Origin of the sequence: Haliovirga abyssi (assembly GCF_030295325.1) — a bacterium.
GTDB classification, from domain to species: Bacteria; Fusobacteriota; Fusobacteriia; order Fusobacteriales; family Haliovirgaceae; genus Haliovirga; species Haliovirga abyssi.
This window is the reverse complement of record NZ_AP027059.1, coordinates 1930015-1954491: the sequence shown is the minus strand read 5'-3', so window position 1 is coordinate 1954491 and position 24477 is coordinate 1930015. Positions and strand designations below refer to the sequence as shown.

Annotated in this window: 15 protein-coding genes; all 15 read left to right on the top strand. The window is 25.8% G+C overall.

Features of this window, described 5'->3' with window-relative positions; translation table 11 throughout:
- Positions 1-64: 64 nt before the first annotated feature.
- The 15 genes from RDY08_RS08640 (at position 65) to RDY08_RS08570 (ending at position 24276) form a co-directional block, all read left to right on the top strand.
- On the top strand, positions 65-1831 hold the full coding sequence (locus RDY08_RS08640; protein ID WP_307903973.1) for a tetratricopeptide repeat protein: 1767 nt from the start codon (positions 65-67) through the stop codon (positions 1829-1831).
- A 111-nt stretch (positions 1832-1942) separates the two neighbouring features.
- Entirely contained in the window at positions 1943-2659 is a 717-nt protein-coding gene (locus RDY08_RS08635; RefSeq protein ID WP_307903972.1) for a glycosyltransferase family 2 protein, read from the top strand.
- Positions 2660-2675: 16 nt separating this feature from the next.
- Entirely contained in the window at positions 2676-3041 is a 366-nt protein-coding gene (locus RDY08_RS08630; protein ID WP_307903971.1) for a DUF2304 domain-containing protein, read from the top strand.
- Between the two features lie 137 nt (positions 3042-3178).
- Complete coding sequence (locus RDY08_RS08625; protein WP_307903970.1) at positions 3179-4315, top strand: glycosyltransferase family 9 protein; 1137 nt, start codon at positions 3179-3181, stop codon at positions 4313-4315.
- Entirely contained in the window at positions 4315-5052 is a 738-nt protein-coding gene (locus RDY08_RS08620) for a tetratricopeptide repeat protein (protein WP_307903969.1), read from the top strand. The genes RDY08_RS08625 and RDY08_RS08620 overlap by 1 nt, the downstream gene beginning before the upstream one ends.
- Positions 5053-5055: 3 nt before the next feature.
- A complete protein-coding gene (gene waaF, locus RDY08_RS08615; protein ID WP_307903968.1) occupies positions 5056-6099 on the top strand; it encodes a lipopolysaccharide heptosyltransferase II in 1044 nt (347 codons plus the stop codon).
- A 528-nt stretch (positions 6100-6627) separates the two neighbouring features.
- A complete protein-coding gene (locus tag RDY08_RS08610) occupies positions 6628-12156 on the top strand; it encodes a beta strand repeat-containing protein (RefSeq protein WP_307903967.1) in 5529 nt (1842 codons plus the stop codon).
- Positions 12157-12624: 468 nt separating this feature from the next.
- Positions 12625-15099 carry a tetratricopeptide repeat protein gene (locus tag RDY08_RS08605; RefSeq protein WP_307903966.1) on the top strand — a complete coding sequence of 825 codons (2475 nt, stop codon included), beginning with the start codon at positions 12625-12627 and terminating at the stop codon, positions 15097-15099.
- Between the two features lie 31 nt (positions 15100-15130).
- Positions 15131-16681, top strand: coding sequence for an AAA-like domain-containing protein (locus tag RDY08_RS08600; protein WP_307903965.1), 1551 nt, complete (start codon positions 15131-15133; stop codon positions 16679-16681).
- Positions 16682-16838: 157 nt separating this feature from the next.
- Positions 16839-18389 (top strand): AAA-like domain-containing protein, encoded by a 1551-nt coding sequence (locus tag RDY08_RS08595; protein ID WP_307903964.1) that lies wholly within the window; start codon positions 16839-16841, stop codon positions 18387-18389.
- Positions 18390-18573: 184 nt separating this feature from the next.
- A complete protein-coding gene (locus RDY08_RS08590) occupies positions 18574-19695 on the top strand; it encodes a glycosyltransferase family 9 protein (protein WP_307903963.1) in 1122 nt (373 codons plus the stop codon).
- Positions 19692-21020, top strand: coding sequence for a hypothetical protein (locus RDY08_RS08585; protein WP_307903962.1), 1329 nt, complete (start codon positions 19692-19694; stop codon positions 21018-21020). Before RDY08_RS08590 ends, RDY08_RS08585 begins: the two co-directional genes overlap by 4 nt.
- 4 nt (positions 21021-21024) lie before the next feature.
- The gene (locus tag RDY08_RS08580; RefSeq protein ID WP_307903961.1) at positions 21025-23076 is read left to right on the top strand and encodes a glycosyltransferase; all 2052 of its coding nucleotides are present in this window, start codon (positions 21025-21027) and stop codon (positions 23074-23076) included.
- Entirely contained in the window at positions 23045-23617 is a 573-nt protein-coding gene (locus RDY08_RS08575) for an acyltransferase (protein ID WP_307903960.1), read from the top strand. The genes RDY08_RS08580 and RDY08_RS08575 overlap by 32 nt, the downstream gene beginning before the upstream one ends.
- Positions 23618-23619: 2 nt before the next feature.
- Positions 23620-24276 (top strand): class I SAM-dependent methyltransferase, encoded by a 657-nt coding sequence (locus RDY08_RS08570; RefSeq protein ID WP_307903959.1) that lies wholly within the window; start codon positions 23620-23622, stop codon positions 24274-24276.
- Positions 24277-24477: the final 201 nt, after the last annotated feature.

The following is a 24477-nucleotide window of genomic DNA, read 5'->3' as shown; positions in this document are numbered from 1 at the left end:
CTATGCTATTTTTGTATTTAAATGTTATTTGGGAACAATTATGAACTATAAAGAGGAGTTATAAATGGCTAAAAATAAAAATTTACTGATATTTTTGCTTTTTTCAGTTTTAGGATTTATATTATATATGAATACATTAAAAGTAGGATTTGTATTTGACTCTGTTTCATTAAAATATGACCCTCAAATAAGAGATATTTTTTCTGCATTAAAAGATGTATTTTTGCAATATAGTAGCAATAGAAGGCTTGCATATTTTACATTTGCAATAAATTATTTAATAGGTAGAGAGAATCCAATAGGCTATCATATATTTAATATAATAATACATATTTTAACTGCATTTACTGTTTATAAATTTTTAGAAATATTTACTAAAAAAGAGAAAGCATCTTTTTTTGCAGCATTAATTTTTTTAGTTAATCCAATTCAAACACAAGCGTTAAATTTAATAGTTCAGAGAATGGTTTTGTTATCTGGACTATTTTATTTTTTGACATTATACCTATATTTGAAAAATAGAGAAACAGATAAAAAAAGATATTATATCTTGGCTATAATATCTTTTTTAGCAGGAATAAGGTGTAAAGAAATTGTAATAACTTTACCATTAGTATTAACATTTATTGACTATAAAAATATAAAAAAAATAATTCCTTTTTATTTTATAGCTTTTCTTCCAATTTTATTTAAGATAATGGTTGCTTTAAATGGAAATAATCAAATTGGAAAAGTTTTTAATATGAAACAAGCTAATGCTGATTTAACAAGAGGGAAATATTTTATTTCTGAATTTAAAGTTATAGTATATTATATTGCACTTATATTGTTGCCGTTAAAATTAAGAATAGATTACGATTTTAAAGTGGATAATTCATTTTTTAACATAGATGTTCTGTTTCCATTTTTTATTTTATTAGTACTTATATTTTTAATTATTTATCTATATAAAAAAAAGTTTTTATATAGTTTTTCGATATTTTTATTTTTTATGGGAATATTTGTAACTTCAACAATTATACCAATAGAGGATTTGAGCTTTGAGCACAGAGTATATATATCATCTGTTGGAGTGATACTGTTTATAACTTTATTTATAGATGAAATTATAAAAAGTAAAATCATAAAAAATAGTATATTCATAATAATTTTATTGATATATAGCGGATTAACTATTAATAGAAATTTTGAATGGAAAAATGAATCAAAATTATGGAAAACAAATATAAAATATACACCAAATAAAGTAAGACCAAGATATAATTTAGTTGAAGTTTATTTGAAAGAGAAAAAATATAATTTAGCATTAGAAGAAATAGATGAAATATTAAAAATAGATAATTATTATGAAGCGTATAAAGATAGAGCTAAAATTTATTTGGAGACAGGAGATTATAATAAAGCTTTAAAATCAATAAATATTGCAATTTCAAGATATAATAAAGATATAGAAAATTATGAGATAAAAATAAAAATATTTGAAAAATTGAGAAAATTAGATAAAATAGAAGAAACAGCGTTAAAAAGTTTGGAAATAGAAAAAAGTGCTAAAATGTATAATTATTTAGCAGAAGCAAATTATATAAGAAAAAATTATAATAAAGCAATAAAATTTGCTAATTTAGGATTAGAGGTAAAAAATAATTATAGAGGAAATTATCTTTTAGGGAATATTAGTATGAAATTTTCAAAATATGATAAAGCAATAAATTATTTTGAACAATGTGTTAAAATTGGTAGAATGGATTCTAAATTATATAAGAGATTAAAATGGTTATATCAAATTACAGGGAAGAAGGATAAATTAAAATTAGGTACATTAAAAAAATGAATTAAATAAAAAAAACAGAAAGAGAGAGTTCTTTCTGTTTTTTTTAAATATAATAGTGATATAGCCGATAATAAAGAGGGAGAGTAAATTTAAGAAATGAGGTGTTTTTTTATGGGAGAATTACTTATACTGATACCGGCATATAATGAAGAAAAACATATAGAAAAAGTAATAAAAAAAATAAGTACAGTTTTAAAAGAGATAGATATAAAAAGTAAAATAGTTGTTGTAAATGACGGATCAAAAGATAATACAGAAGAAATAGCAAAATCTGCAGGAGCAGAAGTTATAAATCATGTATTCAATATGGGTTATGGAGCAGCATTGCAGACAGGATATAAATATGCTTTTAAAAATGAGTATAAATATGTAATTCAACTTGATTCTGATGGGCAACATGAACCAGAGAATATAAAAAATATTTATGAAGCTTTAAAAAATGGTGAAGGGGATCTTATTTTAGGATCTAGATTTTTAGAAAATAGATCAAATTATAATCCAACTCTATTTAGAAAAATAGGAATGGGGCTATTTTCTTGGGTGACTTCAACAATAATAGGGAAAAAAATTACTGATATTACAACAGGATATCAAGGACTTAATAGAAAAGTTTTAAAAGTATTTATCCAAGATATTTATCCAACAGACTATCCTGATGCAGATGTTTTGATAATGTTATATAAAAAAAGATTAAAAATAAATGAAGTGCCAGTTTTGATGTATGAATTAAGCAATAAAGAATCAATGCATAGCGGAATAATTGGACCACTTTATTATGTGTTTAAGATGTTTCTTTCAATTTTAGTAATGTTAATAAGAAAACTATAAAATAGAGGTGATTTAGATGAGATGGGATTTAAGGTTGTTTTTTGGAGCTATTGGAATATTGATATTTGGATTTATAATAAAATTAGTAAGAGATAGGAAATTAAAAGAGGAATATTCTTTATTATGGTTAATTTTGGGATTTATATTTTTTATAATATCACTTTTTCCAAATTTAATAAGTTTTTTAAATAATTTAATAGGTATTTCTAATCCTGTGTATACTCTGTTTTTTGGAGCGATAATATTTCTTGTGATTTATTCAGCACATATTTCAATAAAAATTTCTACATATGAAGATAAAATAAAGAATTTAGCACAAGAGTTATCCATTTTGAAAAATGAGATTAGAAGTGATAGGGAGTTAGAAGTAAAGAACGTTTAAAAAATAATGTTCTCATATTTTGTTATAAAAACGCTTAAAACATTGCGTATTTTATAACAAAATGGGAATGTTATTTTTAAGCCATTCCTAAATAGTAAAAATTGAAAAATTAAGATGAAAAAAATAAGGAGAAAATTATGATAAAATTTATTAAATTTATAGATAAATATATTATAATACTGTTTTTATATTTATTATATCCATTAAAAAAGATTAAAAACAGAGAAAATAGAGGGAATATAGAAAACAGAGATAAAAACAATAAAAAAATTTTAATAATAAAATTATGGGCAATAGGAGAATCAATTTTAACAATTCCGGCAATAAAAAGATTATTTGAAAAAGGATATAAAATAGATGTTTTATGTACCTCTAATAATAAAAGCGTATATGAAGGAATTGAATATATAAATAAAATTAAGATATTTAATTATAAAAATATATTCAAATTGTTAAATGTGATTTTTGAATTAAGAAAAAATAGATATAATATAATATATGATTTTGAGCCTTTTATGAATATATCAGTATTATTAGGAGCAATTTTGAAAAAAAAAATATTTATAGGATTTAATACTGGGAAAAGAAAATTTATATATGATAAAAAATTGTTATATAATGATAAAATTCATTGTTCGGCAGTATATTTTAATTTGATTAAAGAGAAAAATTACCCCACAAAATTAGTAAAACTAAAATATGAATTAAAAGATAAATTAGAAGTTGAGAAAAAATTAGAAAAATATAATATAAATAATAAAATTTTAATAGGATTTCATATAGGAAGTGCACCAACTGGATTAGGAAGAAGATGGAATGAAGAAAATTTTGCTGAATTATTTAATAGAATAAAAGCAGAATATAATAATGTAGAAATTATTTTTACAGGAACCAATTATGAAGCTGAACTGTTTTCTAAAATAGAAAAAAATTTAAAAGGAAATTATATAAATTTAATAAATGAGTTGACTATAAAACAGCTGTTTTATTTGTTAGAGCGTATAAATATTTATATTGCAAATGATACAGGACCTATGCATATATCAGCAGCAATGGGAACAGATACAATTGGATTATTTGGAGCAAATTTACCAGATAGATTTAGGCCGTTAGGAGATAATAATATATCATTGTATCATAAAGTAGAATGTTCGCCTTGTATAAATGTTCATTTAGGAGAGGTAAAAGAATGTATAAATAATTATAAATGTATGAAATTAATTACAGTGAATGAACTATTTAGAGAGATAAAACATAAAATAAAGGAGAAATAATGAAAAATATAAAAAATAAGACAGCTTATATATTATTTCCAATTTTAATAATATTAATATTTATCACAATTAATAGAAATAAAGTGTATAGAACTGGAGAAAGTTTATGGCATGATATTTTTTTGAAAAATAGAGAAAAACCAAGAATAGTTTATAATTATGCAAATTATCTTGTTAGAAATAATGAAATGAAAAAAGGGAAAGAAGTTATAAAAAACTTAAAAGATAATGATTATAGAAAATATTTAATTTTATCAATGATTACATATAGACAGAAAGAGTTTGAAAAAGCAGCATATTTTGCTAAAAAATCTTTAGAATATAAATCTAATTATGATGGGTATATTATGCTTGGAGAATATTTTTTTAGAATAAATAGAATAGAGGAATTAGGAAGAGTAATAGAAAAATTAAAAGATTTTCATTATGAGGAAACAAGATATAAAGTTTTGAAAGCGAAATATTATTTAGTAAAAGGGAAAGCAAAGTTGGCATTAAATTCATTAAAAGGAGCAGTAGGTGAGGAAGCTTTATTTTATGAGGGACTATCATATCAGAAATTAGGAGAATTAGAGAAAGCAAAAAAAATATACTTAAAAGTAAAAACTATTCCAACAGCAATGGTTAATTATGCACTTATAATATATACAGAAGGAGAAAAAGAGAAAGCTATAAAAATATTAGAAAAAATCAATGATAGTCAAAGTAGAGATTTATTGAAAAAAATAAAGAGGTGAAATATGAAAAAAATATTAATTATACGTTCAGGAGCAATAGGAGATGTATTGATGACGACACCTTTAATTAGAGAATTAAAAAAAAATATGCCAAATATTCAGCTTGATTATTTAGTTGGAAATTGGAGTAAATCTGTATTGGAAGATAATAGATATATTGATGATTTATACACATTTTCAGAAGAAAAATTATTTATGAAAAAAGATTATATATATATATTAAAAACTATTTTAAAAATGAGAAAAAATAGATATGATACAATAGTAGTACTTGATAAACATAAATTAGCATCATTATTTGCTATGGCGATAGGTGGTAAAAGATATGGTTTTGATAGATATGGAGATGGAAAATATAATAATAAAAATATAAAGTATGTAGGTGGAAAACATGAAATATATTATTATTTAGATATATTAAATTTATTTGGGTTGGAATATAATAAAGAAGATGTGAAAATGGATATTTTTTTAAGTGATAAAGATATATATTTCGCAAAAACTATTTTTAAGAGTATGAAATTAGAGGATAAAAAAGTAATCGGAATTGTCCCTGGAGGAGCGAATAATCCTGCAGTTGGAGATGATAGTTTAAGAAGATGGAGTATAGATAAATATACAGGACTTATAAAAAAGCTACTAAATAAAGGGATCAAAATAATTTTATTTGGTGGGAAAAAAGATGTAGAAATAAATAAAAGAATTATAGATAATATAAAAAATGTAGATATAATTGATTTAGCTGGAAAAACATCTATAAAAGAAAGTGCAGCAATAATGAAGAGGTGCAACTATATAATATGTAATGATTCTGGACCTATGCATATAGCAAGTGCTGTTAATAATAATATTATATCAATATTTGGACCTACAAATCCTATAGAAAAAGCCCCATTAAATAAAGGAAGCTCATATATTTGGAAGGAAAATTTAAAATGTACTCCATGTTATGATTTGTGGGGTAGAATACCAAAATGTAACAATAATTATAAGTGTATGCAAGAGATAGAATCTGAAGAAGTGTTGGAAATGATAAAGGAGAGGTAAAACGTCATCAAACTTAGAATAGTTTTCAGCAATAAATAATTTCAGCACAAAGAAGAGTAAAAAGTGTTATAAATAGGAATTCATGTAAGGGTAGAATCCATTTTTATTCAAGTAATAAAAAAATAAGCTACGCTCTACTATATGAGGCGTAGTTTATTTTTTTAGAAGTTAAAATTTCAGATAAAGATAGTTTAAATTTCAGAAACAATCTAAAATATGGTTATAAATAATTCTATTTTCAATAAATAAAGGTTGTTTTTTACTCAAAAATGAAGTAAACTTATAACGTGGGAGTGTATCGGAAATAAAAAAATATTTTTAAAATAAAGCTAAAGGATTAGCTTTGTTTTGTCGAAAAATATTAATAGTAAAAAGTTTTTTTACAGTTAAGCCGGCCAAAGTTTAACATTTTATAGGAGGTGACGAGGGGAACGTCGTAAGATAGCTGATGATTAATGCTTTTAGGGAAGTAAAAGTGTAAAGAAAATCTCATGGAAGAAAGAAAAAAAAGAAAAGGAGGTCAATGAGATGGAAAAGATAATACGTAAACTAGGTGTAATTTTTTTAGTAGCAGCATTTTTAACCACAGCTGGATGTTTGAATAAGTCTAGCGAAAAAAATAATGTTACTTCAGTAGTAGAAAGTAATGGAGGGCAAGCAACAAACCCAGATACACCAGATACACCAACAAACCCAGATACAACACCAACACCAACAAACCCAGCATATAATGCAAATTCAAATAAAAGACCAGTAGTAACATATTTTAACACTAAAGATTTAACTAGTCCTGAAGTTAACGGAGGGCAAAAAGTTAAATTTGAAACAACAACAATGGACCCAGAAGGTGGGAAAACAACAGTTGAGTATACAGCAACTGGAGGAAGTTTTGCAGCAGATGGGACATGGACAGCTCCTACAAAACCAGGATACTATCAAGTATCAGCAATAGCTGTAGATGATAAAGGGTTGAAGTCAGATCCAGCATCTTGGACAATAAGAGTAAAAAAAGATCCAGCAGCAGGTGGAATAGTATTAAGAAGTATTCCAACTGTGGTAAAAAGTGTACCAAATAATTCTTTTGGGCCACAAAGAAGTTTAGCGGTAACTGATGCTTCAACAACACAAACAAAGTATATTATGGAAACAAGTCAAACAGCTACAATAACATTAGTATTTACAGATACAGATAATAGTCATGCTGTATCTACTAACTTTAGTTATGGTAGTTTGACACAAACTGGAGCAAGTAATAATGGAACAACATATACTTATACATATACTTATACAGCACCAAGTACAGCACCAAGTGGAAATAGTGCAAGTGTAGTATTTAATGTATTTGATCCTAATGATAGCAGTGATTCTGATTCTGCTACAATAACATTTATAATTGATACAGCACCAACTATTTCAAATGTTGCTTTATCAGTTAGTGGAGGAAGCAGTACAAATACAATAGCACCAAGTGGAACAGGAACTATAACAGTGACTGCAAGTGATGCAGACACAGGAGATACAATAACTTATAATTATTCAATATTAACAGGTAGTGGAACTTTAGCAGAGTCAACTAATACAACAGGTACAGTTGATTTTACAGCACCAAGCAGTACAGGGACAACTGAGGTGTTAATTCAATTAGTAGATAGTCGTGGAGCTAATGCAGAAGAGATGTTTACAATAGCAATAGCAACACCAATGACAGTAGTGGCTGAAGATAGTGGAGTATCTGGAGCTACAGAAGCAGCTAAATATACTGAAGCTACAGGAAGCAATGCTGCAAATTATGATATAACAACAGATACTGTTAATAGTTCTCAAGTATCAATCCCAATATCAAATTCATCTGATATGAATACTCTAATGGGAAACAATGCATATTACTATTATACAGGTGCTCCAAGTACAACAATAATACAAACTTGGTCAGTTTATAATGAAATTGACAGTACAAAAGTATTAGGGACAACAGGAAAAGATTTTGGAGTTACAACAAGAACATTTGATTTTAATCCAGGAACAGAAGGGGTAGATAATGGTACAAGGTATAAATATATGATGAGAGGTGGAGTTAAGACTCTAAAAGCAACAGTAGATTCAGGAACATCACCTAACAATCAAGTTGTTTATGCTAGCGATACTGTATATGTTAATGAGTTACCTTCATTAACAGGAATAACTTATACAGATGCACAAGGGAATAGTCAAAGCTTATTTGATGGAACAACACTTAGTACAGTACAAGTATCACCAGGACAAAAATTTAACTTAACAATGTCAGTAAGTGATCCTGATAATACAAGAGTTAGTCCTGATACAACAAATTATCCATTAACAAGTACATCTGGATATTTTGCAAATCAAGCTTATGATGCAGGACGAGCAGGTGGAGGAACTGCAGGAATAGATTTATCAAGAACATTAGTTGATGGAGCTTCAGCTGATAGTAGCTGGACGATTGCAAGTAGTAATGCAACTGATATATATGATCCAACAAGTACAAGTTCACCAAGTTACTATACATTTACTAATGATTATACAACTACATTATCAAATGTACCAGTAGAGATAAAACCAAGTGCAACAGTTGATACTACAGGAACTACACCGAGTTATCATTATTTAGCTTTACATTTAAATGATGGTACGGAGCAATTAGTAGACGAGGGAGCAATAAAAGGGCCTTGGGATTATTATAGAGTAGGAACTGAAGTAGTAGATGCAGATGGAGCTGATATAGGAGCAGGAAATTTAAAAGTAGATATAGGAACAAGAGCAGGATATACTTCATACGATAAAAACTTAATGCTTGAATTTTCATCAGATACAACAGGAGTATATTTTAAAATCAAAGATATAACAGCAGGTACTTATTGGAGCTATGGAGGTAGTGACATAAAAGTATATGTAAGTGGAACAGGAACAAATACAGATGGAGATGGAGATTTACAAGATAATACAAATGCTCCAATTGATCTAACTGATTCTGATTGGGGAGCTTCAGCAGATGGAAGCGATGCCTCGATTGATTGGTTGGCAATAGATATAGATGAAAGTAGTAATTGGGAAGCAGGAGATAAAGTATATTTCAAAACTTATGCTAATACTGTAATACTTAAATTCCAAGTAGTAAATGGACCTACAATTACATCAGTAGCAGTACCGCCATATGTAACTTTAGGAAAAACAGTTAATCTTAATGTATATGGAGATGAAGGAAGTTCTAGTTCTGCAACAGTAACAGTTGTGGAAAAAACTAGTTCTGGTGGGACATTAACAGCGGGAACAGATAGTGATGGAGATAGCGTGTCACAAGAAGTTTGGACATATACAGCACCAACAACAATGCCATCAAGTGCTACAGCTACTTTTATAGTTAGTATTACTGATGGAACATATACAAATACAAGAGAGGTTTCGGTAGAACTAAATCAAGAACCAACAATAACAGGAATAACTGGTAGTGATACAGTAGATGTAACTAATGGAAATTGGATTTTATCAGGAACAAGTCCAGTTACACTAGTATCAAGTGTTAGTGATTCTGATTCAGGAGATACTTTTAAATACTTCTGGACAATAGGTGGAAATGGGAAATATGGAACATTAACTTATGATAATACTTCAGCAGTAGATTGGAGTCCATATAATGGAGCTACTGCATTAGGAGATGTTGATGGACCATATACAAATGGACATTTTAATATTAATCTATTAGTAATGGATAAAGATTCAGAAGGGGTATTAAAAGGTGGAACAGATAGTTCAGCTATAGATGTAGGCGTAAATGAAGCTCCAACAATTGCAAGTGTAATGGGTGGAGCAAGAGGAACTGACTATTGGAGTGGAGCAATAGTTGAGAAAACAAGTTCAGAAACATACGATTTTGGAGCAAACGATGAATATAAAAATGTAACTCTAAGTTTTTATCCAGACAGTACATTAACAGATGCAGCTGATGATAAAAATAGTTTGAATTTTGATTGGTATATAACTTTGGATTCGTCAGATGGACCAATTGTGGCTAATCCTGGAAAAATAGAAACAGAGAGTAAAACTATAAATAGTATACCAGCTCAAATGTTAAAATGGACACCAGATATAAGTTTGAGAGGAGTAACAAGAACTTACTATTTACATTCAAGAGTAACTGATGATAAAAGTGGCGTAGCGAAAGGAATAAGTGACAAATCTTTTGCATTTACTGTAACAGCTGATGATGATGCACCAGGCTTAGTTGATAATGAAATGTATGTACAAGCCTTAGTAGATAAAGCACCTACAGGAACATTTAGTTTAGGAGATAAAATAAGATTAATAATACCAATTGGAGCTAGTGTAACTGCAGTAAGTGGTGGAACAACTTTAACAGCTGCGACAGCTTCAAGAGATTTAATGACTGCAACAGTAAATATAGGTGGATTAATAGATGGAACAGCAGGTGGACCTACTGCACAAAATGTAGAATTTAGTTATAATAATAATGGAACAGCTTCTGATTATAGTGATGACTACTTATATTATGATCTTGAAATAAAAGCTGCAAGTGCACCATCTACAAATTATACAGATGGAGCAATAGATACTGGTGGAGCCGATGACGTAAATCCACCGTTAGTATCAGCTCAAGATTGGAATGGTAATGAGACAGCAGCAGGAGTAGGAAATGATGATTTGATTAAAAATGGTTCATATTTAGATTCAACAGGAACTACTGTAGCAGCAAGTCCAGCTATAGATAGCCAACCTGTAATAGGAGATGTTAGTAGTGCAGAAATAGATAACACCGATATTGCGGTTACATTAAATGAAGCTAACAATGGAACTTTCTATGGATATACAAAAGATAATGATATGATAACTCTAAATGATGAGTTAACTTTTATAGCAGATATAGATGAAGTGCATGACAATGATAAAACAAGTGACGTTGGTTCAATATATGCACCACAATTAGGAATAGCAGGTTCTGGATATATTCCAGGATTTAGAAGAACAGATACAGGTGGAACAGCAAACAGTAATATAGTTTGGTCATTTAGTTTCACAAGCGGAAATGTAAATGCTGGTAAACAAGATTCAAGTGCCGCAGCAGCTTATACAGGAATTTTAGCAGATCAAGTTGTTACTACATCACAAGGATATACTGGAGATACAGGTACGTATAATCTTGACTTTTGGTTTGAAGATAATGCAGGAAATAGAACTCATGTAGAAAAAGATGCGTTAGCTGGAGGAACTATTGATGGTATAGATTTGAGAAGACCAAAAGTAGCAAATGCACAATTATATAGTTATTCATCAACTGCTACAACTGGACAAGCAGGTTGGGCACCAGTATTAGATATGGATACCACAAATGTTGGAGATACAGATGGAGATCATAAAATAGATAGGACAGGAACAGATAGAATGGATGGAAATGATGATGATTTATATCTATTTGGATGGTTAGAAGTATCATCTAGTAATTTAGATGATAATAGTACAAGTACAGCAGAAATATTAAAACTTACATTTGATGAACCATTATTAGTAGGAAATGGATCTTCAACTACAACATTTAATTTTGCAGCACCAGTAGATGGTGGGGTAGGAGTAGAAACAGATGGAAATTTAGTATCTTCTGTAAATGATACATCTATAAAAGTTTATAATGTATCAGGCTCTACAAGAACAGAAGTATCAAATCATGGAGTTAGTAATTTAGCAGCAACTACGGCAGGTGATACAGTAGAATTAGATAAAATCAAGAATTATGCTGTAAGATACCTTGATACAAATGGAGATCAAACATGGACTACAGCAGATGCAGTAAAAACAGAAGTTTATATAGTATTGTTATCTACAACTGCAACAGGTGATAGTATTGATAGTACTAGCGCAGATATAGGGCATTTTGCTAAAGGAAAGCATTTTGAAGTAGAATTTAATGCAATAGACCGTGCAAATCATAGTTCTATAGCTACTCAGCAAGTAATGGATAGAAATACTAACTTTATAAATGCATCAGGAGAGAATATGACAGGAGATGATGGAATTACTTGGGAATAGGAATAAATAATTGACAATGGAAAATTGGCAATTAAAAGAAAATAAAGGAGCTCGCCGTTAAGGCGGGCTTTTTTATATACTAGGAAAGTATAAATTTATTCAGAAAATAAGCTACGCCGTTTTTTTGAAATATGCGATTTTTCAAAACAAAAATTTTCAGAAGCTAAAAATTTAGAAAAATATTTATATCTTACTATATAAAGCGTAATTTCTTTTTTTATTATAAAAAATGTGGTATAATTGAAGGGATAATTGACAATTGATAATGAAAAATAGAAAGAAAAATTAAAAGATGAGATTTAATCACATGATTGTTAAAAAGTAAACTTATTAATAATCATTAAGGAACGGTTTAAAAATAACTTTCTGATTTTGTTTTAAAATACGCAATGGTTTAAGCATTTTTATAACAAAAATGAGGAACTTATTTTTTAAACGTTCTTAAATACTATTTTAAGGGGGAAAAAATTGAAATTAAATAAAAAGAGAGTATTATTAATATTTTTAATAACAGGTTTAGCAGTATATTTATTAGCTTTATTTTCAGCATTTCAATATGATACAGTGGCTTCTATATTATTAAATCCTGAAGTGAAAGATATAAAAGGGGCTTTTTTAAGTATATTTAATATAAATACAAGTAGTAGCCGAAGATTTGTATATTTTACATTTGCATTAAATTGGTTAGTAGGAGGAAAAGCACCATTTATATATAAATTAACTAATCTGTTAATTCATATATTTAGTGCGTATTTTTTATATTTAATAATATTAGAAACAGAGATAAAAAATAGATTGATTAACAAAAACAAAGAAATATATAGTATATTAGTAGGGTTATTATTTTTAATATTACCAATACAAATACAAGCTGTAACATATGTAGTACAAAGATTAGCTTCATTTGTAGGGTTGTGTTATTTTGCTGGGCTATATTTTTATATAAAATATAGAAAAAGTGAAAATAGGAAATATTTATATTATATAGTAGGATTAATATTTGTATTATTAGGGACAAGAAGTAAAGAGACAATGGTAACATTTCCAATAGCTTTATTTTTATATGAGATGTTTTTTTTTGGTGGGATAAAATGGCAGAGTATAATTTATTATATGACAGGATTTATACCATTAATATTAAGAGTAAGATATTCTTTAATGCTACATAGTGATAAAGTTTCAACTGTAACTTCAACATTTGCATTAAATCCAGGAAAAACAGATTTAACAAGATATACCTATTTTATAACTGAATTTAAAGTAATATTGAGATATTTAAGATTAATGATATTTCCATATGGACAGAGAGTGGATTATAATATAAAAATAGAAAATAGCTTTTTTAGTTTGTGGGTTATTTTGCCTTTTATAATATTAGTTCTGTTATTATCATTTGGAATATATTATTATAAAAAAGAAAAAATAATAGGATATGGGGTATTACTATTTTTTATAGGATTCATAGTAACATCTACAATAATACCAATAGATGATTTGATATATGAGCATAGAGCATATATATCTGTAGCAGGGTATTCAATAGTTATAAGTTATTTTTTTATATTATTATTAAAAGAGAGAAAAAAAATATTATATGGAATGTTATTAGTAGGAGTAGTTTATGGTGGAGTAACTGTAGCAAGAAATTATACTTGGTTAAGTATGACTTCTTTGTGGGAAGATAATCATAAAAAAGAACCTAATTTAGAAAGACCTTTGATAAATTTATGTACAAGTGCTATTGTAGAGAAAAAATATAAGATAGCTGAAAGATATTTAAAAATTGCTGCAAGTAAATATCCAAAGCATGAAAGTATATTGAAAGATTATATTGATTTATATAAAAATACAGATAGAGTAGATAAAGCAATTTTATTATCAGAAAAAAGTATAGAAAAAAATATTGGTGGGGATGATGTTAAATTAATTTTAGCTGAAATGTATTATGATAAAAATAGATTTAGAGATAGTTTAAAAGTTTTAAATTTAGTAAAAAATAAAATTTCTTTAAGAAAAAAGATATTGGAAAGTAAGATTTTATTAAAATTTAATGATACAGATAAAGCTTTTGATATATTAATAGGTATGAAAAGTTCTGATGAAGTAAATAGCTTACTTGGATATATTTATCAACAAAAAGGAGATATTGATAAGGGGACAGAATATTATAAAAAAAGTATAAAAATGGAGGATTCAAAGATAAATTTAGCACTTATTTATAATTCTAAAGGAGAGGGAAAAAAAGCATTAAAATTATTACAAGAAATTAAAAAAAAGGATAGTAAAAATGAGAAGTTATATTTGGCGTTAATAGATGTTGATTATAAAAATAGAGATAAATATATTGAAAAATTAAAAGAGATAGGAAAAGGATTAGGAGAATTTTATTATAAAGAAGGAATGAGATTGAAAACAGAAAAGAAATTGGAAATGGCATATAATATGTTTAAACAATCAATAGAAAATAATCCATATTTTATGCAGAGCTATTATTGGATTGGAGAAATAGGGTATAGTATTTTAAAAAAAGATAATGAAGTATTAAATATATTTTTAGAGTCTGAAAAGGAAAATATAATAAATTATTATATTTTAGGCAGAATTGCAGATATATATTATAGAAAAAAAGAGTATGATAATTCTATAGAGTATTATAAAAAAGCTTTAAAATTAAAAGAAAGTGATTATTTTTATTTACAATTAGGAAAAACATATTTTTTGAAAAAAGATATTAAAAATAGTGTGACTAATTTAGAAAAAGCAGTGGAATTGAATAATAAAAATTATATTGCTAATTATAATTTGGGAGTAATTTATTATAGTGTTAAAGATTATAAAAAGGCGTATAAATATTTGAATAATGCAAATAATATAAAAAAAAGTGATAGCATAGAGAAAATATTGAAAAAGATAGAAAAGAATGAAAGAATAATTGGGAATTGATAATTGTCTATAAAAAAAGAGGAGATAAATTATGAAAAAATTTAATGTAACAGGATTATGTATACCAGAAAGAAATTATATGGTAGATACAAGTAAAAAAATAGATGAAGTAATATTGAAATATATAGATGAAGGAGAATATTTCACAATAAATAGGCCAAGACAATATGGAAAAACAACAACAATGTATTTGTTAAATAAGAAAATAAGTAAAGAAGGATATTTAGTAATATCAATAAGTTTTGAAGGAATAGGAGAATCTAGTTTTGAGAATGAGAAAGAGTTATCAAAAACAGTATTAGAATTAATGGCAGATATATTAGAATATAAAGAGAAAGAATTGAGTGATTTTTTAAATAAAGAATTAAAAAAAGTAGATAATTTAAAGAGTTTATCAAAATTAATAAGTAAATTTATAATAAAGGCAGAAAAAAAAGTAGTATTAATGATAGATGAGGTAGATAAAAGCAGTAATAACAAACTATTTTTGAACTTTATAGGGATGTTGCGAGAAAAATATTTAAGAAGAAACGCAGGTGAAGATTATACATTTCATAGTGTGATATTAGCAGGAGTACATGATATAAAGAATTTGAAATTGAGATATAGAAAAGATGAAGAGAGAATATATAATAGTCCGTGGAATATAGCAGCGGATTTTGATATAGATATGAGTTTTAGTAGTGAAGAGATAAGTAGTATGTTGATAGATTATGAGAAGGATAATAAAACAGGAATGGATATAGAAAAGATGTCAGACTTATTAAGAGATTTTACATCAGGATATCCATTTTTAGTAAGTAAATTATGTAAAATAATAGATGAGAAGTTAAATAAAGAATTTACAGAAGAAGGGTTGAGAAAAGCAATAAATAAGTTGTTAAATGAGAAGAATACATTATTTGATGATGTAATAAAGAATATAGAGAATAATAGAGAGTTGTATGAATTAATAAGAGTATTAATGTTAAAAGGAGAACAAGTTCCATATTTTTCAACAAATAAAGTAATAGATATAGGGTTAATGTATGGAATATTAATAGAAAAACAAGGGAAAGTTGTAATAAGTAATAAAATATTTGAAGTACTATTATACAATCATATGATAGGAGATATGATTGTAAATAGACATATAAAAACAACACCGAATAGAAATCAATTTATAAAAGAAAATAATATATTAGATATGGAAAAAATATTAGAAAAATTCCAATTATTTATGAAAAGCGAATATAGAGATAAAGATGAGAAATTTATAGAACGAGAAGGAAGGTTACTGTTTTTATCATTTTTGAAACCAATAATAAATGGCGAAGGATTTTATTTTGTAGAGCCAGAAACAAGACAAGATAATCGAATGGATATAGTTGTGGTATATAATAAAATAAAATATATAATAGAGTTAAAGATATGGCATGGAGAAGAGATGAAAAAACAAGGGATAAAGCAGTTATGTGGATATTTGGAAGGACAAGGAGAAGATAAGGGGTATTTGGTAATATTTAATTTTAATAAAGGGAAGAAGTATGAGAAAAAAATGGTAGAGATTGATGGGAAGATTTTGTTTGAGGTTGTGGTTTAGGAATGGCTTAAAAATAACATTCCCATTTTGTTATAAAATACGCAATGTTTTAAGCGTTTTTATAACAAAATATGAGAACATTATTTTTTAAACGTTCTTTAGGAGATATACTTAACAATTTTCCATTATACATTAAAGATGGAGGTGTATTAATTTTATGAAAGAATTTAATATAACAGGGATATGTATACCAGCTAAACATTATATGGTAGATACAAGTAAAAAAATAGATGAAACAATAATAAAATTAATAGAAAAAGAAAAATATTTCATAATAAATAGACCCAGACAATATGGGAAAACAACAACAATGTATTTATTAGAGAAGAAAATAATTAAAGAAGGATATTTGGTAATATCAATAAGTTTTGAAGGAGTAGGAGAATCTAGTTTTGAAAGTGAAGACAAATTTATAGATACATTCGTACAAATGATAAAGAGATTTTTAAAGGTAAAAGGATATAAGGAGTTAGTAAAATTTATAGAAGATTATAGGAATATAAATAATATAAAAGAGTTAGATGAGTTTATAACAGATTTAGTATTAGAAGTGGGCGAAAAAGTGACATTAATGATAGATGAGGTGGATAAAAGTAGTAACAATAAACTATTTTTGAACTTTATAGGGATGTTGCGAGAAAAATATTTAAGAAGAGATAGGGGTGAAGATTATACATTTCATAGTGTGATATTAGCAGGAGTACATGATATAAAAAATTTGAAATTAAGATATAGAAAAGATGAAGAGAGAATATATAATAGCCCGTGGAATATAGCAGCGGATTTTGATATAGATATGAGTTTTAGTAGTGAAGAGATAAGTAGTATGTTGATAGATTATGAGAAGGATAATAAAACAGGAATGGATATAGAAAAGATGTCAGACTTATTAAGAGATTATACATCAGGATATCCATTTTTAGTGAGTAAATTATGTAAAATAATAGATGAGAAGTTAAATAGAGAGTTTACAGAAGAAGGGTTGAGAAAAGCAATAAATAAGTTGTTAAATGAGAAAAATACACTATTCGATGATGTGATAAAGAATATAGAGAATAATAGGGAGTTATATGAATTAATAAGAGTGTTAATGTTAAAAGGAGAACAAGTTCCATATTTTTCAACAAATAAAGTAATAGATATAGGTGTAATGTATGGAATATTAATAGAAAAACAAGGGAAAGTTGTAATAAGTAATAAAATATTTGAAGTGTTATTATACAATCATATGATAGGAGATATGATTGTAAATAGACATATAAAAACAACACCTAATAGGAATCAATTTATAAAAGAAAATAATATATTAGATATGGAAAAAATATTAGAAAAATTTCAATTATTTATGAAAAGCGAATATAGAGATAAAGATGAGAAATTTATAGAACGAGAAGGAAGGTTACTGTTTTTATCATTTCTGAAACCAATAATAAATGGCGAAGGATTTTATTTTGTAGAGCCTGAAACAAGGCAAGATAATCGAATGGATATAGTTGTAGTATATAATAAAATAAAATATATAATAGAGTTAAAGATATGGCATGGAGAAGAGATGGAAAAACAAGGGTTAAAGCAGTTAGTTGGATATTTGGATGGGCAAGGAGAAGATAAGGGATATTTGGTAATATTTAATTTTAATAAGGGGAAGAAGTATGAGGAAAAAAAGGTAGAGATTGATGGGAAAAGTCTGTTTGAGGTTGTGGTTTAGAAGTATAGAATTTATATGTATTAAAAAAGAATGATAAAGTTTTAAAGGTATTTTAGTTATAGAAGAGAAAAATGTAGATTTATAGAAAAAATAGATGATATAAGAGAAAAGAATATTAGTGAGAAGAGTATTAATTAGAAGAATAAGAGAAATACCATAGACATTAATGAAGTGAGGAGATAAAATGAAGTATTTAGTACAAAAAAAATTCAAATTAATATTACTTTTAATTGATATAATTGGGAATATACTATTTTTTATACCTAATTTTATTTTACGAAAAAAAAATAAAATATATTTGGAGCATCCTAAAAATATAGTTGTAATAAGATTAGACCATATTGGAGATATGGTTTTAACTACATCTTTTTTTAAAAATTTAAAGAAAAATTATCCAGAAAGTAAAATAACTGTAATTTGTAGAGAATTAACAATACCAATATTAAAAAGATGTGAATATATAGATGAAATGATTCCAATAAATACTTTATGGGGAAATAGAGGAGAAAAAATAGAGTGGAAAAAACTTTTTAGAATTCTAAAAGAAAATTATAAAAAATATGATTTAGGATTTGAATTACATACATCGCCATTTAATATAATACTATTAAGGATATTGTCAAAAAATAGTATAGGGTATAAATATAGAGGGCTAGGATTTCTTCTTACAAAGGGATTTTGGAATAATGAAAAAAAAATACATATTACTGAAAAAAATTTGAATTTATTAGAGAATATTGGAGGAAAAATATTTGATAGAAGTTTAGAACTAAAAATAAGTAAAAGTAAAATAATAAAAGATAAACAAGATGAAAAATGGATAGGATTACAAATTATTTCAGGAAGGGAAAACAAGAATTGGGAATTAGATAAGTGGAACAAATTAATTTTAAAAATTTTAAAAAGCAGTAAAAATGTAAAAATTTATTTGTTAGGTTCAAAACTGGATAAAGAAAAAATAGAAAATTTAGTCATAAATGAGCGGGTAATAAATGTTGCAGGAAATTTTAAACTTGATGAAATTATAGATTTTATTAATGAATTAGATTTATTAATATCTGTAGATACAATGGCAGTACATATAGCAAATGCCCTTAATAAAAAGCTAATAGCTTTGTATGGACCGACTAATGGAAATATATGGGGACCTTTTCATAAAAATAGTGTGATAATTCAAGGTAAATATAATAATTGTTATGGATTAGAATTATCAAAATGTAAATATAAAGAAACTAACAGTTGTGGGAAATGTATGGATAATATAACTGTAGAAGAAGTATATAAAAAGGTAGAGGAGTTAATATGAGAGATATATTTGGTGAATTAAATGAAGAGTATAGAGAACTGTTAAAATTAATTTCAAAATATAAATATGTATTGATAAAATTTCCATATTATAATCCATATAGGGCTGTAGATATAGATGTTTTGGTTGAAGAATTAGAGTTTTATAATATAAAAGAGTTGTTAGTAAAAGATGGATTTGTAGTTTTTAGGAGTGAATTTTATGAAAAGAATAAAATTATATTTTATAAATATGTAAAAAATAAAGGATTTATGTGTGTTCATTTGCACAAAAAGATAAGTTGGGACGGAGTAGAAGTATTAGATGAGAAATTAATATTAGAAAATAGAATTGAAGTTGAAAAAGATATATTTATTCCAAATGAAAATGGAGAGTTTGTAATATATTTAGCACATAATATTTTTGAAAACAGGAAATCAAAAGAAAAAGAGTTAGAAAGACTAAATTATTTGGTAGGTAAAATAGATACAAAACTGATTATGGATTACATCGAGAATTATGGCTGGTTATCTACATTTAAAATTTATAAAGAAAAAATAGAAAAAAGAGAAGATATAAATTATTTGAAAAATCAGATAATTAAAAGTTATATTTTTAATTTTTTGAGGAAACCTAAAAATATTTTAAATTATGCTATAGGATTTTTAAAATGGATAATAAGAGTCTTCACCATAAAAAATAGAAAAACAGCAATAGCATTTGTAGGACCAGATGGAAGTGGGAAAAGCTCTATATCAAAATTATTTATGAAAAAATTTAAATTAGGTGGTATGGTAGAGGGTAACTACATATATTTTGGGTGGAAACCATTTTTGATTACTACAAAGATATTAAATTTATTAAATAAAAAATCAGAAGAGAAAAAAAGAGAAGAATTAGTAAAAAAAGTAGAAAAATTTAAAAATAAAAAAGTATCATTTGTGAAAAACATTGTATTTTTAAATTATTTTTTTGAATATTTTTTTAGATATTTTTTTCAAGTGTATTCATATACGAGGAGAAGTAAGTTGGTTGTTTTAGATAGACATCCAATAGATGTATTTGCACAAGATGTATTGGCATTAAAAAGTGGTATTTTAAAAAGATTATTTAAAAAGTTTTATCCAAAGATGACGATAATATATCTATATTTAGAATCTACTGAGATATTAAAACGGAAGAAAGAATTTGAAAAAGATGAATTAGATAGACAAATTAGAGTATATTTAGATTTAACTAATGATTTTAATCTTATAAAAATTGAAAATGACAAAGATATAGATGTTGTAGTAGATGAAATAATCAATAAGATATGGAGAAAAATTTTAATAGAATTAGGTTGGTGATAAAATGGAGATAGCTTTATTTATTCCACAAGATATAGAGTTTCCAATAAGAGAAGGATTGAGAAAACAAGTTTGGCTTCAAGCAAAGGAACTAAAAAAAAGAGGCTATAAAATAAAAATTTATTGTACTTATAAAGATAAGTATAATTTCAAGAGAAAAAAAAGAGTTGAAATTAAAGATGGAATAGAGATAATAAGAGGGAATATTTTTAATATTAGCTTTTTTAAGACAGATATATTGCATATATTTTCTGCACCAACTCCAGATTTATATTTTGTAGTAAATTTTGCTAAATATAAAAAAAGTTTCATTACAATAACTGATGGAGAATTATCAAAATTTTGGGAGAGTAAATTATCTGCTTTTATGGTTAAAATTATAAATAAGAAAATAGACAGAATATTTATACAGACAGATTATCAAAGAAAGATAGCTGAGAAATATTTTAAATTTTGGAAAATAAAAAAAATAGAGCCATTAATAGAAGATATAGATTATGTAGGAGAAAAAAATAAAAACCCAACAATACTATTTATGAGCCATTTTTCAAAATATAAGGGAGTTTTTGAAGTTATAAATGCTTATAAAAATTTAGTGAAAAAGTACCCAGATTTAAAATTAGTTTTGGCAGATAGTGGATTGGGTGAGGATAGAAAAGAAGTTTTAGAGGAAATCAAAGGAGTTTCTAATATAGAATTAAAAGGGGTAGTTGATAATATAGAAGAGCTTTCAAGAGCTTGGATATATATATATCCAATTCAAAAAGCACACAATACTTTTTCTGTTCCAATAAGCTTGTATGAAGCTTTGCAATGTGAAACTATTTTTATTTCCAAAGATATAGGTGGAATTAGTGAATATTTTGGGAATGAATTTTTAATAAATGCTAATAATGAATTAGAGAAAAAAATAGAATATATATTAGAAAATTATAATGAATATTTAGAAAAAGTAAATGGAATAAAATTAATAGATAATAAAAAAGTTATAGAAGATTATTTAGAATATTATAATCAGAAAGAAAAAATAGGATTTGTAACATTGTTAGATGGAATAAGGCCACATTTTGTTCATAAAGCTTTTGGAGAAGGGGTAAATGCTGATTTTATTAATGACAAATTTTATAGTAATAGAAATATATTTATAAATTTAATAAATACTTTTTTTGTGGGATTAAATATTTTAAATAAATATGATAAATTAATATTAAATGGAGCTACTGGAGTTTATATTGCAAATATTATTAAATGTTTTAGCATAAAAAGAACAGAAATAATATATTTAGATGCCTCAACTACATTTTATAAAATTTGTGAAGATAAAGAAAATATGAGAAGTAAAATTTTATATAAGTTGTTAAAAAGTGTGGATAGATATATAACAGTATCAGGATTAAATAAAAGTTATATTAAGGAATTATTTAAAGATAAAAAAGTAGATATTGTTAATCCATTTTTTAAAATAGAGAAATTTAAAAATAATGTAAATATAAATAAAAAAGATAAAAATTTATTTTGTTATATAGGACAACTTAGAGAAGAGAAGAATATTATAAATATTATAAAATCTTTTATTAAATTTAATAAAAGATATAAAGAAACAAAATTGGTTATAGTAGGGTTTGGTGAACTTGAAAAGAAAGTAAAAAAATTAATAAAAAATAATGAAAATATAAGATTTTTGGGTAAAGTTAATTTTAGAGATATTAGTAGTATATTAGAGAAGTCATACTATATATTACAAATGGCAAAATATGATCCACATCCAGTTTCAATATTAGAAGCAATGTATATGAAAGTAATACCATTAATATCTAATAAAGTAGGAGAAAGAGATATAGTAAATAAAAAATTAATACATAGTAGTGATTTATATGATATTGTAAATATTTCAAAATATATAGAAAAAATATATTTGAGTTCTGAAAAAGAGAAACAAGAGATAATAAAAGAAAATTATAATGAAGTAAAAAAATATACAAAAAAAATTAAGACAGAGGAATTTAAAAGAGTGGTGGTGGAAGATGAGAATTATAAAAAAAATAGGATTTTTTAGGGCAAAAAAAATTCTAAAAAGAAAGATAAAAATTTTAATTAATTATTATTTCTATAAATATTTTTATAAATGGAATTTTTTTGGAAGTAAAATAGAAATAGGAAAAAATATTAGATTTGATAACTGGAATACATATATTGAAGATAATGTTAAAATTGAAGATAATGTAATTTTAGGTGGAAAAGGGGAAATATTTTTAGGAGAAAATACATCTTTAAATCCGAACTGTTTTATAGTTTCTCAAAAAAAAGTAAAAATTGGAAAAAATTGTATGATTGCTCCAAATGTGTATATAACAGATGAAATTCATAATCATGATAGAATAGATATTCCAATAAAGTTTCAGGGATATAAATATAAAGAAGTGATAATAGAAGATAATGTGTGGGTAGGAAGAGGAACAACTATATTGGCTGGGATAAAAATAGGTAGAGATTCTATAGTTGGAGCTGGAGCAGTTGTAACAAGGAATATAGAACCGTTTTCTATAGTTGGAGGAGTACCAGCTAAATTGATAAGTAAAAGAAAAGAGGGAAATTAATTATGGATAAATTAAAAGAATATTGGAACAATTATAATTTTAATAATGGGATAGATAAAAATAGAGAAATTTATAAATTTTTCGAAAAAGAGAAAAATAAATTATCAAAAAATTCTAAAATATTAGAAATAGGAGCAGGTAGTGGAAAATGGCTTTATTATTGGAAAGATTATGATTATAGTGGGATTGATTATGCAGATAAACAGGTTGAAATTTGTCATAAGAGGGGATTAACTAATGTAATTCAAGGAGATGCAAGAGATTTACCTTATGAAGATAATAGCTTTGATTTTGTATATTCCTTAGGAGTTATAGAACATTTTCCTGAAACACAAAAAGCAATAGAGGAGCATTATAGAGTATGTAAGCCAGGGGGGACTATTTTAATTACTGTATTAAATAAAAATTGTCCTAAATATTTAGAAAGATTAGTTGGGAATATAATTCATAAAAGAAGTTTTGAGGAATTTATGGTTAGTTCAGGAAAAAGATATGGATTTAATGAGTTTAGAAAAATGTGTGAAAAAGAGGGAATAAAAGTAGATAAAGTTTTTGGAGAGGGCGAAATTGTTAGTTTTCCTAAAATTGTGAATGAATTGTTTAAAGGATTTGAGAAATATTTTGGACATAATTTATGGATGGTAGGTGGGAAAGGATAATTTATAATGGAAAGTTGACAATTAAAAATTATTGTTATATCGATATTTGAGAGGATAATTTTTATTATAAAAATGGAATTTCATAGATTTTAATAGAGAAATATAGTATACTAATTATAGTGGAATAGTTAAATAATGATTTTTTAATTCAAATGAAAGGAGATGAAGAGTTAATGAAGATAAAATTATATTAGAATAGTT